The 14,925-nt window shown below is 68.9% G+C and carries 14 protein-coding genes; 9 read left to right on the top strand and 5 right to left on the bottom strand.

The features are described from left to right. Positions 1-209: 209 nt before the first annotated feature. The 3 genes from lpqS to LKD76_RS18780 all read left to right on the top strand — a co-directional run bounded on the left by lpqS (position 210) and on the right by LKD76_RS18780 (position 3,200). Entirely contained in the window at positions 210-701 is a 492-nt protein-coding gene (gene lpqS / locus LKD76_RS18790) for a putative copper homeostasis (lipo)protein LpqS (RefSeq protein WP_227982624.1), read from the top strand. 103 nt (positions 702-804) lie between these two features. After that, positions 805-1,923, top strand: a complete 1,119-nt coding sequence (locus LKD76_RS18785) for a PLP-dependent cysteine synthase family protein (RefSeq protein ID WP_227982623.1) — start codon at positions 805-807, stop codon at positions 1,921-1,923. Positions 1,924-1,970: 47 nt separating this feature from the next. Further along, on the top strand, positions 1,971-3,200 hold the full coding sequence (locus LKD76_RS18780) for an MFS transporter (protein ID WP_227985308.1): 1,230 nt from the start codon (positions 1,971-1,973) through the stop codon (positions 3,198-3,200). On the opposite strand, the gene LKD76_RS18775 is transcribed toward LKD76_RS18780, so the two are convergent. Further along, positions 3,149-4,195 carry an alpha/beta fold hydrolase gene (locus tag LKD76_RS18775; RefSeq protein ID WP_227982622.1) on the bottom strand — a complete coding sequence of 349 codons (1,047 nt, stop codon included), beginning with the start codon at positions 4,193-4,195 and terminating at the stop codon, positions 3,149-3,151. The two genes, LKD76_RS18780 and LKD76_RS18775, sit on opposite strands and share 52 nt — an antisense overlap. A 37-nt stretch (positions 4,196-4,232) precedes the next feature. Between LKD76_RS18775 and LKD76_RS18770 the strand changes: the two genes are divergently transcribed. Both LKD76_RS18770 and LKD76_RS18765 read left to right on the top strand, forming a co-directional pair. Continuing rightward, positions 4,233-5,000 (top strand): alpha/beta hydrolase, encoded by a 768-nt coding sequence (locus tag LKD76_RS18770; protein ID WP_227982621.1) that lies wholly within the window; start codon positions 4,233-4,235, stop codon positions 4,998-5,000. 96 nt (positions 5,001-5,096) lie between these two features. Next, positions 5,097-5,966, top strand: a complete 870-nt coding sequence (locus LKD76_RS18765) for an alpha/beta fold hydrolase (protein WP_227982620.1) — start codon at positions 5,097-5,099, stop codon at positions 5,964-5,966. Positions 5,967-6,009: 43 nt separating this feature from the next. Here LKD76_RS18765 and LKD76_RS18760 read toward each other — a convergent pair whose 3' ends face one another. The 3 genes from LKD76_RS18760 to LKD76_RS32185 all read right to left on the bottom strand — a co-directional run bounded on the left by LKD76_RS18760 (position 6,010) and on the right by LKD76_RS32185 (position 9,525). Continuing rightward, the gene (locus tag LKD76_RS18760) at positions 6,010-6,444 is read right to left on the bottom strand and encodes a hypothetical protein (protein ID WP_227982619.1); all 435 of its coding nucleotides are present in this window, start codon (positions 6,442-6,444) and stop codon (positions 6,010-6,012) included. Between the two features lie 73 nt (positions 6,445-6,517). Beyond that, complete coding sequence (locus LKD76_RS18755) at positions 6,518-7,999, bottom strand: MutS-related protein (RefSeq protein ID WP_227982618.1); 1,482 nt, start codon at positions 7,997-7,999, stop codon at positions 6,518-6,520. Then, the gene (locus tag LKD76_RS32185) at positions 7,996-9,525 is read right to left on the bottom strand and encodes a MutS-related protein (RefSeq protein WP_227982617.1); all 1,530 of its coding nucleotides are present in this window, start codon (positions 9,523-9,525) and stop codon (positions 7,996-7,998) included. The genes LKD76_RS18755 and LKD76_RS32185 overlap by 4 nt, the downstream gene beginning before the upstream one ends. A 300-nt stretch (positions 9,526-9,825) precedes the next feature. On the opposite strand from LKD76_RS32185, the gene LKD76_RS18745 reads away from it, so the two are divergent. Further along, positions 9,826-10,200, top strand: a complete 375-nt coding sequence (locus tag LKD76_RS18745) for a VOC family protein (RefSeq protein WP_227982616.1) — start codon at positions 9,826-9,828, stop codon at positions 10,198-10,200. Between the two features lie 145 nt (positions 10,201-10,345). On the opposite strand, the gene LKD76_RS18740 is transcribed toward LKD76_RS18745, so the two are convergent. After that, positions 10,346-11,215 (bottom strand): MerR family transcriptional regulator, encoded by an 870-nt coding sequence (locus tag LKD76_RS18740; protein WP_308188542.1) that lies wholly within the window; start codon positions 11,213-11,215, stop codon positions 10,346-10,348. Between the two features lie 207 nt (positions 11,216-11,422). Between LKD76_RS18740 and LKD76_RS18735 the strand changes: the two genes are divergently transcribed. Genes LKD76_RS18735 through LKD76_RS18725 form a run of 3 tightly spaced genes read left to right on the top strand, consistent with a single transcriptional unit; the run spans position 11,423 to position 14,866 of the window. Next, the gene (locus tag LKD76_RS18735) at positions 11,423-12,052 is read left to right on the top strand and encodes a lipocalin family protein (protein WP_227982615.1); all 630 of its coding nucleotides are present in this window, start codon (positions 11,423-11,425) and stop codon (positions 12,050-12,052) included. A gap of 11 nt (positions 12,053-12,063) precedes the next feature. After that, on the top strand, positions 12,064-13,383 hold the full coding sequence (locus tag LKD76_RS18730; RefSeq protein WP_227982614.1) for a cryptochrome/photolyase family protein: 1,320 nt from the start codon (positions 12,064-12,066) through the stop codon (positions 13,381-13,383). A 22-nt stretch (positions 13,384-13,405) separates the two neighbouring features. Next, positions 13,406-14,866, top strand: a complete 1,461-nt coding sequence (locus LKD76_RS18725; protein WP_227982613.1) for an SDR family oxidoreductase — start codon at positions 13,406-13,408, stop codon at positions 14,864-14,866. Positions 14,867-14,925: the final 59 nt, after the last annotated feature.

The raw sequence follows: 14,925 nt of genomic DNA, 5'->3' as shown, positions 1-14,925 counted from the left end.
CCCCCGGGGGTACTCTCGTATGTGTTCGGGTGAGTGTCGGGCGGGCGGGTGTCGCCGTCGCCTATGATCTACTGTGTACGTACGCACGTAGTAGGTCGAGGCGTTCTTCCGGTCGACGATCCGGGCGTCTGTTCGTGAAAAACACTGCGGTGCACATGTATTCGAGGAGGCCGGTTCGTGAACCACTGTCCCGACCGTGGTTTCGTCACGTGCCTCGCGATGGTACCGGCTGGTCGCGTGCGCGTCCGGATCCCGTCGGTGCGCCATCGGCCGTGGCCGGGTGCGCGGTGGTGAACTCGAAGTCCCGGCCACGACGATCGATCGCGGCCGTACTGCTCGCCGCGGTACTGGCCGTGCTCGCGCTGCATGTCGACTGCGCGGTCGCCGGCTCCGCCATCCATGATCACCCGGTCGCCACTCACTCCGCGCCGTCGGTGTCGCAGTTCGCTCACCTCGGCTCACACCTGCCCGCATGGGACGACTGCTGTGTCCGCGATCGGCACCTGGCCCTGGATACGGTGCTTCCGGCGGATTCGGCGAAACCCTGGGCGGGCGCCGCCACTCTGTGGTGGTGCGTGCCGGCCACGATCGTGGCCGCCGTGCGGCGTGGCGTGATCGCCGGGCGTGGACCGCCGGGCGTGCTGCCGCGCCCCCTGTCCGGCCGCGAAATTCTGACGCACGCAGGTATCGCTCGCCGCTGATCGGCCAGCGACAGGCCGGCGGCTTCCGCCGTCGGCCGGTGTCCGCTGCCCGCATCCGCTGTGCCACCCGATCCGGGTGGAATCGATATCGAAAGCGACAGTCATGGACAACGCTGTGTTCGACCTCCCACGCGGGGATTCGGCGGTCGTACCCCCGCCGGTGCGACGCCCGCGCGGACTGGTCGGCAATACGCCGGTGCTGTGGATCGGTGCGCCGCTGGCGCCACGCGATCGTGGCTTCTGGGCGAAGCTCGAGGGCGCCAATCCCGGTGGGATGAAGGACCGCCCCGCGCTGCACATGGTGCGTCGCGCGGCACAGCGCGGCGAGCTGCGCCCGGGTGCCCGCATCATCGAATCATCGAGCGGCACACTAGGTCTGGGCCTGGCACTGGCCGGCACGGTGTTCGCGCATCCGGTCACGGTGGTCACCGATCCGGGGATGGAGCCGATGGTGGTGCGGCTGCTACGGGCCTACGGCGCGCACGTGGAAACGGTCACCGAACCGCACCCCAGCGGTGGCTGGCAGCAGGCGCGACGCGATCGGGTGGCACGCCTGCTGGCCGCCGAGCCCGGGGCGTGGTGCCCCGATCAGTACGGCAATCCCGACAATGTGGACGGCTATGAATCGCTGGCGCTCGAACTGGTCCGGCAACTGGGCCGCATCGATGTCCTGGTCTGTGCCGTCGGCACCGGTGGCCATTCGGCAGGTGTGGCCCGGGTACTGCGCCGGTTCATGCCGCGACTGCGGCTGATCGGCGTGGATACCGTGTCCTCGACCATCTTCGGGCAACCGGCCGGGCCGCGCCTGATGCGGGGGCTCGGCTCGAGTATCCACCCGCGCAATGTCGACTACGGCGCCTTCGACGAAATCCATTGGGTCGCACCGGCGGAAGCGGTGTGGGCCTGCCGGACCCTGGCCGCCACCCACCATGCCGGCGGCGGCTGGAGCGTCGGCGCGGTCGCGCTGGTGGCAGGCTGGGCCGCACGAGTGCACGAGGACGGAACCCGGATCGCCGCGATCTTCCCCGACGGTCCGCATCGCTACGCCGACACCGTCTACAACGACGCCTACTGCGCCGAACACGGACTGCTGGAAGCCGATCCGCCCGTGGAACCCGATACCATCGCCCATCCGGCCGCGCGAGTGGTGACCTCCTGGACGCGGTGTGCCACGGTGGTCGACCCTCGCGCCCTCGGCCTCGACCCGGAGCTCGCACAGTGAACCCGATCGCCCAGTTCCGCAGTTTCGACCTGACGGCCAGGCTGCTGATGGTCAACCAGTTCGGTATCAACCTGGGCTTCTACATGCTGATGCCCTACCTGGCGGGATATCTCGCCGGCCCACTCGGGTTGGCGGCGTGGGCGGTGGGCCTGGTGCTCGGCGTGCGGAACTTCTCCCAGCAGGGCATGTTCCTCGTCGGCGGCACCCTGGCCGACCGGTTGGGTTACAAACCGCTCATCGTCGCCGGATGTCTGTTGCGCACAGCAGGTTTCGCGCTGCTGGTCTTCGCCACCTCGCTGCCGATGCTGCTGATCGCCTCGGCCGCCACCGGATTCGCCGGCGCGCTGTTCAATCCCGCGGTGCGGGCCTATCTCGCCGCCGAGACCGGGGAGCGCAGGGTGGATGCCTTCGCGGTGTTCAACATCTTCTACCAGGCCGGGATCCTGGTGGGCCCGTTGGCGGGCCTGGCCCTGATGGTGTCGGACTTCCGGGTGACCGCCGCGGTCGCCGCGGTGGTCTTCGCGCTGCTGACTCTCGCGCAGTTGTTCGCACTGCCGGCCCGGCGGGCGCCGGTGTCGGCGGCGTCGGCCTCGGTGCTCGCGGATTGGCGCACGGTCGCGGGCAATCGCCGATTCCTGGCGTTCGCCTGCGCGATGGTCGGTTCGTACGTGCTGTCGTTCCAGATCTATCTGGCGCTGCCGTTGCAGGCCGAATACCTGTACGGCGATCGCGCGCAAGTGGTGACATCGGCATTGTTCGTGGTGTCCGGTGTCGTGGCGGTGGCCGGGCAGTTGCGTATCACCGCGTGGTTCCGCCGCCGCTGGGGGACCGGCCGCGCGCTGGTGGTCGGCATGGGCGTGCTGGCTGCCGGGTTCGTGCCGCTGCTGCTCGTACCCGGTCCACAGCGGTTCGGAACCGCGACAGCCGTTGCGGCACTGCTGCTCTCGGCGGCGGTCGTCGCGGTCGGCACCGCCGCGGTATTCCCGTTCGAGATGGACACCGTCGTCACGCTCTCGGGCGGCACCCTGGTGGCCACTCACTACGGCTTCTACAACACGGTCGTCGGCGTGGGGATCCTGATCGGCAATCTGGCCACCGGCGCGGTGCTCGGCGCCGCGCGCGCGGCCGGGCTGGACGCACTGGTGTGGGCGGCGTTCGTGCTGATCGGTGTGCTGGCCGCACTCGCGCTGGCGGTGCTGGACCGTTCGATCCGGGTCGCGGCCGATCACGCCGGGGGAGAGACGGATTCGATCGGACCGGTGCGCGAATCAGCGTGACCGGCAGATGCGCGAGGGCGGCCCGCGCGCCGGCCCCGCGCGTCGATATCGCACGCGGTCGCCGCGATGATCCGGGCGATCTCGGCGGCCACCGTGGCGGGCCGTTCGGTGGGCACCATATGACCGCAGTCGGCGACGAGATGGCGGCCGTCGGGCATGCGATCGGTCCGGCTCCGATGTGCGGCGGTGAGGGCGGCGCGCGATCGCACCGAGATCCCCGGCGACGTCGAGGCCGCCGAAACGATCGTCATCGGCAGGTCGGGACGATCCGGATCGGCGGCGCGCAAGGATTCGAGATCGGTCGTGTACGAGGCGAGTTCGGCGCCCCGCGTGCGCATGGCCGCCCGGGTGAAGCCCTCCACGCGGAAGTCGTGGCGGGCATCGTCCGGTAGCGCGGCGAGCGTGGATCGATACACCAGCGGCAGCGCGCCGATTCGAGCCAGCGCGACGCTCAGCAGTTGCACGCGCCGGTTGGCGCGGCGGTTGGCGGTGGTGAACAGGTCGCCGCAGCCTTCGTCGGTCGGGTCGAGCAGGACCAGCCCGGCGATTCGCTCGGGACGATCGGCCGCGGCGAGCCGCACGATCGGGCCGCCCCAGCTGTGGCCCACCAGCACCATGGCCGAGGGGGCGAGTCGTTCGTCGACATAGTCGACCACATCGATCAGGTCGTCGGCCAGCCGCCGCAGGGTGCGCGGACGGTTGTCGGGCGCGCTACGGCCCAGTCCGCTGCGGTCGTACACGATCGTCGGCGCCGATCCGGCCAATTCCCGTTGCACCGCGGCCCAATAGGATCGGCCACAGGCGAGTCCGCTCTCGAACACCACCGCGGGCACCCGGTGGTCGTCGTGCGTGGCGGGTTTGTACTGGTAGTGCAGTCGACGTCCGTCCTGGGTGGGCGCAATGCCCGCCGTGCCCTGGCTGTGCGGTCCGGTGCGAGTGCCCCGGCGCCCGCGCGACGACCGATCTGTCCGGCTCCCCTGCGTGCTCCCAATCACATTGGTTAGCCTAACCTAAAGATGTCAGCATGCCAGGATGCGGTTCTTTCAGGGTGTCAGCGGCGCGGTGCACTATCGAGTGTGGACGGCCGAACGGCCGCACTCGATAGTGGTGCTGCTGCACGGTCTCGGTCAGCAGAGTGCGGATTACCATCGCTTCTCGCGTGCGCTGAACCGAGCCGGCACAACGGTATTCGGCATCGATCAGATCGGTCACGGGCTCAGCGAGGGCGACGAGGGGGCGCTGGCGCCGATCGAGGATCTGGCGGCGAACGCGCTCGCGCTGATCGAGCTCTCGCACGCGGCGAATCCGCGTCTTCCACTGACCCTGCTCGGACATTCACTCGGCGCCGCGACCGCGGTCGTGGCGATGAGTTCCCACGTCGAGACGACCGCGCACATCACCTCGATCGTACTGCTCGGTACTCCGGAACAGATTCCGGCGCAAGGCTATTCACCGCCGCACGGGCCCACGCTCATCCTGCACGGCGGTGACGATCGCCGCGCTCCGATCGCGGCGATTCGCGCCTGGGCCGCCGATGGGCAGAGCTGCCGCCTGGTCGAGGTGGCCGACGCCGGACACGATCTGCTCCATGAACCCGTCCATCGCCGGATCACGAACGACATCATCGACTTCCTGCGCGTCGATCGAACGCCGCGCCCCGCGCGCACGCATACCGGTCGCCGGGGCGCCGCCCTCCCGGTGGCGCGGCGCGTGGCCGTCCGAGGTGGCCGATCACCGAGTTCGGCTGTGCTGTCGAGCCTCGCGTACCCGCTGTCGCGGAATCCGCCCGCGGGTGGATGAGCCGGATTCGGCAACGGGCTAGTGTCGGCACGGCGCCGATCGAACCGCGTGCCCGGTGGTGAATCGGTTCGCCTGCCGAGGGGAGAGGTACGACCGATGGAGACGTTCGCCCATGCCGGGTTCACCTTCGAGGTGACCGATACACCCGCGGAATCCGGCGGCGAGGTCACGGAAACCGTTGTGCTGCTGCACGGTTTTCCCGAGGATCGTCACAGCTGGGACCGGGTGGCGCCGGTACTGGCCGCGGCGGGATACCGCGTACTGGCACCGGATCTGCGTGGCTACTCGCCGCGAGCCCGGCCGGTGGCGCGCTCGGCCTACGCGCTGGCCCGACTCGGCGACGATGTGCTGGCCCTGGCCGCCGCGGCCGATATCGAGCGCTTCCACGTGGTCGGGCACGACTGGGGAGCGGCGCTGGCCTGGTATCTGGCGGCCACCCACCCGCACCGGCTGCGGTCGCTGACCGCGCTGTCGGTGCCGCATCCGATGGCGTTCGCGCGGGCGATGTTCACCGGGAGTCAGGCGGTGCGGTCCTGGTATATGGCTGCCTGCCAAGTGCCGTGGCTACCGGAAGCGGTGCTGTCCGCCGGCGGCGGCCGGATGCTGCGCGACGGGCTCATCCGGTCCGGTCTGGATCCCGAATCCGCGGCTCGGTACGCCACCCGCGCGTCGCGGCGGCGGGATCTGCGCGGACCCGTGAACTGGTATCGCGGCCTGCCCTTCGGCCTGCGCCGCCCGGTTGCCCGCATCGAAGTCCCGACGCTGTACGTGTGGGGTACCGGCGATCGCTACATCTCACGTGCCGCGGCACAGCTGTGCCGGCGACAGGTCACCGGTCCCTACCGCTACGAAGCGCTCGACGGTGCCTCGCACTGGTTACCCGAAGCCGACTCCGAGCGGATATCGGTGCTGCTGTCCGAACATCTCGCGGACGTCTCGGCTCGCGCGGCACGGTCGTCCCGGTAGCGGCGGCCGCCCGGTCCGGGGGATGACGGCTGTGCGAGGCCGATCATGCTGGGGCAGTGGCCGATTCGCCCGGCACACCGACGATCGATGTGTTGCCGAGCGACGAGGGCGGCGGTGAGCAATTCTGCCCGCCGGGGCCGGAGATCAGGATGACGAGAACGTAGCCGCACATCATGGCGACGATTCCGCAGCTGCTCGCCGAACGCCGCAGCAGCCCGATTCGACGATGCCGCACCCACAGATCGGCCAGCAGCGCCACTCCGATCGCCAGCATGACGACCGATCCGGTGACTTGAAATATCTGGACGGACCGGAATTCCGCCTCTCGCGATGCCGTGTCACCGTGTACCGCGTCGCAGTAGTCACCGACGCCGTGTGCGAAGAACAACAGCCCGCACCAGAAGATCGCCGGTCCGAAAACGCACGAGGCGACGATATAGAGCAGTGTCAGTACCACGGGACGTTCCAGGGGCTTCACCGTATGGACCGTAGATCGTTTCCGGCCGCGACAATCCCCCGCCGCGGGAAGGCGGGGCGCCCGAAGAGCTCGGCTACCGGGAAATGCTCCGGTCCGGGAGCATCCGGCCGAAGATGTCCCCGCCGTGACTCGTGGTTTCCGGTGCGCCGGGCACCAGCCGATAGGTACGGGTGCCGTCGGCCAGGCGTTCGGCGCGCAGGAAGACGGCGTCGGGTCGGTCGCGCTCGTAGAGGCCGTGCGCCAGATCGTAGAGATGTGTGACCAGAACGAGTTTCGCGCCGCGTGCGCACAGTGCGCGCACGATCGGCGCGGCGATCTCGGCGGCTTCGCGCTCGTTCGTGGAGGAGAACGGCTCGTTGCACAGCACGAGGGAGGTGTCGCCGATCCCGTCCACGATCCCGCGCATCCGGACCATCTCCTCAGCGAGCTTTCCGTACGTCATCGTCGCGTCCTCCGGCGCGCGGAAATGCGTGAAGATCCCATCGCGCACATCGGCGGCGAAGGAATCGGCCACGACGAACAAGCCGGCCTGCATCATCAGATGTGCCGAGCCGACACCGCGCAGAAAGGTGGACTTCCCACCGCTGTTGGCGCCGGTGGCCACCACCAGTGATACGGCCGGTGCGGTGAGCGTGTTCCCCGCCACCGGGAGCGGCGACGACAGGCACAGCGCCGGATCCCGCAATCCGGCGAACTCGAGCCCGGGCGTGCCGGACGGTAACGGATCAGGGAAGCAGGCCGGGTATCCCGCGGCGCGGACCGCCTCGTACAGATTCAGCCCGCCGAGGTAGAAGGCCAGCTCGGTGCGCAGATCGGAGAAGAATCGCTGGACCAGATCGGTGGCGTGCGAGACGGTGTCGGCCACCGAGCGCAGTCCCCGCCCGAGCAGTGCGGTGACGTAGTCCGAGCCTGCCTCATCGTCGTTGGGAACCTGAAACGACCGTCCGCTACGCAGAGCGAGCCGTCGCCGCCGCGGCGCCGTGGGTTCGTGCAGCACGATCTCGGTCGCCTTGTTACCCCGGCCGAGTCCGGCGCTCATGTGGTAGCCGTTGTCGAATCGCAGACCCCGCAGACAGGTGCGGATCGCGTCGAGATAGTCGTCGTTCAATTCGGCGTCGAGTCGGGTGGTGAGCCGGGTGAAGCCGTCGGACCGCAGCAGCGGAGCGTATCGCCGCAGGGCCGCACGCAGCTGCCCGGCACAGGTCAGCATGCCGTCCAGGGGTTCCAGCGACAGATTCAGCTTGGTGCGCGGCTCGCGGTTGCGCGCGGCCGTCCAGCGCCGGACCTCGGTGGCCTCGGTGGCGATCCGATACAGCTCGCGCACCGCGTCCGGATGCGCGCAGCAGTCCGCGAGGACCTGCTGGCGGTACCGGATCGCGGCCGGATCCACCAGACTCTGCGGTACGAGCGCGCGCACCACCTCGCCGATGAAGGCGTCACCGTGAGCCATCGTGTCGAACAGGACGCTCCAGCCCAGATCGTCGATTACGGCAGGGCCGTTGCCGACCGCTTCGTAGCGCACTCCCGGCGCGGAATCGAGCAGTTCGGCCTTCATCGGTGCCTCCCGTCGACGATGGCGTCGTAGGTCAGGCCGAATTTCTCCGCCATCGCCACCGCGTGAGCCTTACCGTCGGCGGGCCGCCGTTCCAATCGGAAGGTCCGCTCGTCGGGATCGCTGTCCACGCCGGCGACCATACTGACCACGGCGGGCAGGGCGGCCAATTCGTCGAGGAAGGTGACGAACACGGTCAGCGTGTGGGTGGCGACGAGACGGCCCAGCACCTCCGTGCCGATGTCGAGCGCGTCGGCGGTGGTGGTGGAGCTGAAGCTCTCGTTCATGACGACCAGGCTGTGATCGGTCACGGCGCCGAGCGTGGCGCGCATCCGCGCGATCTCCTCCTGCAGGGTGCCCTCCGGATCCGACAACTCCTCCGAGCGCTCGAAATGGGTGAACAGCCTGTCCACCAGTGGGAAGCGGGCATGGCGTGCGGGGACGGGGCAGCCGAGCGCGGTCAGATGGGCGAGCTGGCCGATCGACCGCGCGAATGTGGTCTTCCCGCCCTGATTGGGTCCGGTGACCACCAGGACGTATTCACCCCGCCCGGTTCCGTCCAGCGCGAAGTCGTTGGCCACCGGTCCGGTCCCGTCCCGTCGGAGTGTCAGCGCCAGCGCCAGATCGTAGGCACCGACGACCGCTATCGAGTCGTAGGTCTCGGTGACGTCCGGGTAGCAGAAGTTCTCGGGACCGAGGCGGTCCATCATCATGCGGTAACGCAGATAGAACGTGATCTCGTGGTCGAAGGTCGCGACGGCGGAATCGATGAATTCGCGATGCGTGGTCCAGAACGCGTCGAGTGCGGCGAAAGGTTCGGGAAACAGCGCGACCAGATGGTCGAGGATCCGTTCCTCGACGTGATTCATATCCGGCCATTCGTGGACCGTCGCCGTGTCGGCCGGTCGGCTCTCGCCCAGCAGAGGGTGGAACAACTGCTGAACCGCCGCGGTGTAGTCGGCCCGCCCGTCGTGCCGGTCGACGGTGATCTGCTGGTCTCGGAGGGATACCGAGAAGCGCACCGCGCGCAGGCGCTCGTCGAGGGCGCGGCTGTCCGCACGCAAGGCGGTGAACGCGGCGGTCGCGAGATATTCGGTGAGATGGTCACGCCATGCGCGCAGGCCCGCCGAGCGCACGGGCGCCGCCGACAGCGCGCGATGCAATTCGATGAGCAATGCGCAATAGGCGAGGACGGCGTCGAGATGGAAGCGGTGTTTCTGCTGCGGGTGGGAGACGCGCGCGGAGATCGTCGAATAGCTGCGCATCGCGGCCATTTCTCGCACGAATTCGACCAGCGCTGTGCGAATTCCGTCGTTGGCCACATCGCGGAAGACATCATGGCGGTAGATCACCGCGTCGCGATCGCTCAGTCCGAGATCGAGGTACTCCCGGAACTCGGGATCCGGATCGGCCCGGATGGCGGCGAAGATCCGGTCCAGATTCAGATCCCGCACCGCGTCCTGGCGGATTCGACGTCCACCCCCGTTCGTCGACGGCCGCGGCCACAGGATGCTGTGAAAGCGAGTCACGACGACCACTGTAAGTGGTGGCGGCCCACGGGTGTTCGCGAACGAAACCCGGCGGCGCGCCGCGGCAGCGACTGTCGGCGCACGATCCGATGCGCCGCCTGTTCGACCGAACCGGCGCCGAGCGGCTATACTCGGCGGCGATGACTACCGGGACGGCCTTGTGCCACACACGGATTGGTGACCCGGTGCTGCGCTGAGCGCGCTGCGGGCCGGTGGCCCGCTCCAGGTATCACGCCCATCGCGCGCGCCCCCTGTCGGCTGATCGTCGATCGAGAAGTTCAGCCACCCACAGGAGGATTCATGACCGCACGTTTCAATCACACCATCATCGCCGCCGTGGACCGCGAGGAGTCCGCGGCCTTCTTTCGCGATATCTTCGAGTTCGCCGACGCTCCGAACTGGGGCGTCTTCACCAATCTGCTCTGCTCCGACGGAGTGCTGCTGCAGTTCGCCGAGCCGCCGGTGGAGATCCAGATGCAGCACTACGCCTTCCTGGTCGACGACGCGCATTTCGATCGCGCCTGGGCGTATCTGCGCGAACGCGGGATCGACCATTGGGCGGACCCGCAGCGGACGCGGGCCGGGGAGATCAACAACGAGCACGGCGGCCGGGGTGTCTATTTTCTCGATCCCGCCGGCCACGGAATCGAGATGATCACCCGGCCCTATCTGTGACAGCGGTGCGAGTGGCCCGCGTGGCGGTCGTGTGATCGCCACGGACTCGGGGTCCGGTGCATCGGTGACGCATCGCTGACCGTGACCGGGTGAGCCGGTGATATCCGTCCCGCGTGCGGGCGAGCGGGGATGGGGATGCCGGCGATCAGCGCGCGCCGATCGGGAGTAGATGTGCGAGAGCCGATTCGAGGTCGTCGACCGTGACGGCATCGGCCGGCAGTGCGGCGTCCGCCCAGCCCGGCCCGGCCAGGACCGGGTGGGCGCCGCCTTCGGTGCAGGTGCGCACCGCCGAGGTCAGGGCAGTCGATTCGTGGTGCGACCACAGCACCACGGTGGTGGGCGCGGAAGTCCTGGTGAGGGTGTCGGCCAAGGCGTGGGTCGGCACATCCGGGCCGAGCATGTTCGCCGGGGCGCCGCGTTCGGCCAGTGCGGCGCGCAGCACCTCGAGCGGCAGCGCATGGGCCTCACCGCTGGTGCAGGCGAGGACGATATCGGCCACCGCGCTCGCCGGGGGCGGTGGCACCACGCGATGCAGCGCCGAGGTGACACACCACGACAGCAGATGTTCGACGTCGATGCAGCCCTCGCCCGACCCTTGGCGTCGCACGATCTCGGCGAAAGTGGGGCGGCACAGCCGGTTCCAGGTCGACACCACCCCGAAGGTGCGCAAATGGCTCATGAGCAACGCTGAGGCGGTGGCGCTGTCGAGTGCGAAGACGGCCGCGAGCAGGGAGGAACAGTCACCTTCGGCGGGGGCGGGGCCGCGCACCGACGATGCGGCGCGCGCCGGACTCGCTCCGGCGCGCACCAGCAGCACCATCCGTTCCAGCACCGCGATATCCGCCTCGGTGTAGAGGCGGTGCCTGCCGGGCCGGTGTCCGGTGGGGCCGATACCGTAGCGCTGATTCCAGCTCCGCAGGGTTGCGGTCGGAATGCCGATGCGCTCGGCGACCGTGCCGATCGGGAAACCGGCCGACTCGATCTCGGGTGCCGGGTCGGTGGGCATGACGGTCATTCTGCCCTCCTCTGTGCCCACTCTCCCTACCCACTCGACGATATGCATCGTTTGTGCATCGCTTGTCTGCTAGCATACATCCAACGATCGAAATCGAGGCGTCACCCAACCGAGGAGTCTCCAGTGCTCGAACGTTCATCGGCTCGCATGCCCCAGAACCCGGCCCGCGACAGGGGCTCAGGTCCGGCGCGGTCCTCCCGTCGGACGGTGAGATCGGCCCGGCGAACGGCCCTGCGGGCACTGACCGTCAGCGCGGCGGTCGCCTTCGGTGTCGCCGCGGCGGCGGTGACGGGCCCGGCCGCGCCCGCCGGTGCCGATGTCCCGGCAGCGGGGCCCGCTCCGGTGCCCCAGCTGGATCTCGATCGCTACGTGGGCACCTGGTATCAGCTGGCCGCCGTCCCGCAGTACTTCAACCTCGTCTGCGCGCGCGACACCCGTGCGGAGTACGCGCCCCTGCCGAACGGTGATGTCTCGGTGCACAATTCGTGCACCACCTGGAACGGTTCGAACAACGAGATCCAGGGAGCCGCCCGGGTTCAGGACCCGCGGACGCGGGCGCAATTGCGGGTGGCCTTCCCCGGGGTTCCCACGCAGGAGAGCCTCGATGGCCCGGTCAACTACATCGTCACCGCACTCGGTCCGGACTACTCCTGGGCGCTGGTCACCGATCCGGCGCGCATCTCCGGATTCGTACTGTCGCGCGGGCCCGCTCTCTCGGGTCAGCAGTGGCAGGAGGTCGTCTCCGCGGTGCAAGCCGCAGGTGAACAACCCTGTCTGTATCTGACCAGTCCGACTACCGGGGGCCGGTCAGACATCACCCCGCTGTGCCGATTGTGAGGTCCGGGGCCGTGGCGGCGACCGTTGCCCTGTTCACCCGCGATCTGCGGGTGCACGACAATCCGGTACTCACCGCCGCGCACGCCGGCGGGGATGCCGTGGTTCCTCTTTTCGTCGTCGACGATTCGATGATCGTGGGGCCGAACGCCGCGCCCAACCGGCTGCGTTTCCTCGAGGCCGCGCTGCGCGAACTCGACGAGCAACTGCGCGGCCGCGGTGGCCGGCTGATCCTGCGGCGCGGCAAGGTCGCCGACGAGGTGGCGCGCATCGTTTCCGAGGTGGGTGCGCAGACCGTGCACATCGCGGAGGAGGTGAGCTATTACGGTCGGATCCGCGAGGCCGCGCTGCGGGAACGGCTCGCGGCGCACGACTGCCGGTTGCGCAGCCACGCCGCGTCGGTGATGAGCGTGGATCCCGTCGAACTCCGGCCGAGTTCCGGGCGCGACCACTTCGCGGTGTTCAGCCCGTACTTCCGGCGATGGGAGTCGGCGCCGCGGCGCGCGATACAGGATCCGCCGCGGCGACTCACCGTCCCCGAGATCGAGAGCGAGGATCCGGCTCAGGTCGGGCTCGATGCGGGAACAGCGTCGCCACAACTGCGGGTCGGCGGGGAGACCACGGGCCGAAAACTGTTGCGTCAGTGGCTGTCCGGGCCGATCACCGACTATGCCGAGCGCAACGACGATCTGACCGCGGACGCCACCTCCCATCTGTCGCCGTATCTGCATTTCGGCTGTCTGTCGGCGGCGGAGGTCGTCTCGCGAATCGATATGTCGGAGCCCGGCGGATACAGCTTCGCCCGGCAAGTGGCATGGCGGGATTTCCACCATCAGATCCTGGCGGCCCGGCCCGATGCGGCCTGGGCCGACTACCGGCCCGGCCCGATCGAGTTCCGTGACGATCCACAGGCATTCGACGCCTGGGCCGAGGGGCGGACCGGTTTTCCCATCGTCGACGCACCGATGCGGCAGCTGCGCGCGGCGGGGTGGATGCCGGGCCGGGCGCGGTTGATCACCGCGTCGTTCCTCGCCAAAACCTTACGTATCGACTGGCGTCGGGGTGCCGACCATTTCCGTTACTGGCTGGTCGACGGCGATGTGGCGAACAACCAGATGAACTGGCAATGGGTGGCGGGAACAGGAACCGATACGCGTCCGAACCGAAAGCTCAACCCGCTTCGCCAGGCACAGCGTTTCGATCCCGACGGCGTCTACGTCCGGCGGTGGCTGCCCGAACTGGCCGAGCTGTCCGACGACGTGCATCGGCCGTGGCGGGCCGACCTCGATCCGGCGGTCTATCCCTTGCCCATCGTCGAAGTTCCGGGAATGTGACCGGCGGCAGGAGGTAGGCGATATGCGCTGTGTGGTGTTCGGCGCCACCGGATACATCGGTGGCCGACTGGTTCCGGAGCTGCTCGCCGCCGGCCACGAGGTCACGGTCATGGCCCGCACTCCGGCCAAACTCGACGATGCGGACTGGCGCGACAGCGTCGAGGTCGTGCGCGGTGACGTCCTGAACGCCGATGAGGTGGCGGTCGCGCTGCGCGGTGGCGAGGTCCTCTACTACCTCGTTCATTCGCTGACCCGAACGGATTTCGACGATGTCGATCGCCGTGCCGCCGCGCTGGTGGCCGAACAGGCGGCCCGCGCCGGTATCGGCCGGATCGTCTATCTGGGCGGAATCGCACCGGGCGGCCAGCGGTTGTCGCGGCACCTGTCCTCCCGGGCCGAGGTGGGCCGGATCCTGCTGGAGGGAACGGTGCCCGCGATCGCGCTGCAGGCCGCGGTCATCATCGGCTCGGGTTCGGCCAGTTTCGAGATGCTGCGATATCTCACCGAGCGGCTGCCGATGATGGTCACCCCGCGCTGGGTTCGTAACCGGATCCAGCCGATCGCGGTCCGCGATGTGCTGTACTACCTGACCCGGGCGGCCGGGCTCCCGCCCGAGGTGCGTGGCGCCTTCGATATCGGCGGACCCGACGTCCTCAGCTACGAGCGGATGATGCGCGAGTACGCGGTCGTAGCCCGGCTACCGCGCCGGGTGATCGTGCCGGTGCCGGTGCTGACGCCGTGGCTGTCGGCGCAATGGGTCAATTTCGTGACGCCGGTGCCGAAGGCGATCGCGGTGCCGCTGATGGAATCGCTGGTCAACGATGTCGTATGTGCGGATCACGCGATAGCGCAACATATTCCGGATCCGGACAACGGCCTGATCGGCTACCGCCACGCCGTCGAACTGGCGTTGGCCCGGGTGCGGAATCTGGATGTCCCGACCCGGTGGTCGGACGCCGATCAGACACGTGGCGAACCGTCGGCGCCGCTGCCCACCGATCCGGCCTGGTCGGGTGGGTCGCTGTATGAGGATGTGCGCGAGCGACGCAGCTACGCCGACCCGGCGACGTTGTGGGCGGTGATCGAATCCATCGGCGGTGAGCACGGGTGGTATTCCTTCCCGCTGGCCTGGTCACTCCGTGGCTGGATCGACCGGCTGGCCGGCGGCGCCGGACTACGTCGCGGCCGGCGCGATCCGCACCGGTTGCACGCCGGCGAGGCCCTGGACTGGTGGCGGGTCGAGCGCATCGAGCGGCCCCGGGTGCTGCTGTTGCGCGCCGAGATGCGGGTGCCCGGGCGGGCATGGCTGGAACTGGGCGTCGACACCGATGAGCGCGGTGCGGTGTACCGGCAGCGCGCGCTGTTCGAACCACACGGGCTGGCCGGGCATCTGTACTGGAAGGCCGTCCTGCCGTTCCACGCGATCGTCTTCGGCGGCATGACCCGCAACATCACCGGGGCGGCCGAATCGAAGGCCGCGTAATCGATCGGCCGGCTCCGGTCACCGGGCCCTCCTGTGCGACGATCACGCGATGTACTCGA

The organism is Nocardia spumae, from assembly GCF_020733635.1.
Taxonomy (GTDB): Bacteria; Actinomycetota; Actinomycetes; order Mycobacteriales; family Mycobacteriaceae; genus Nocardia; species Nocardia spumae.
This window is presented reverse-complemented; position numbering and strand designations above follow the sequence as displayed.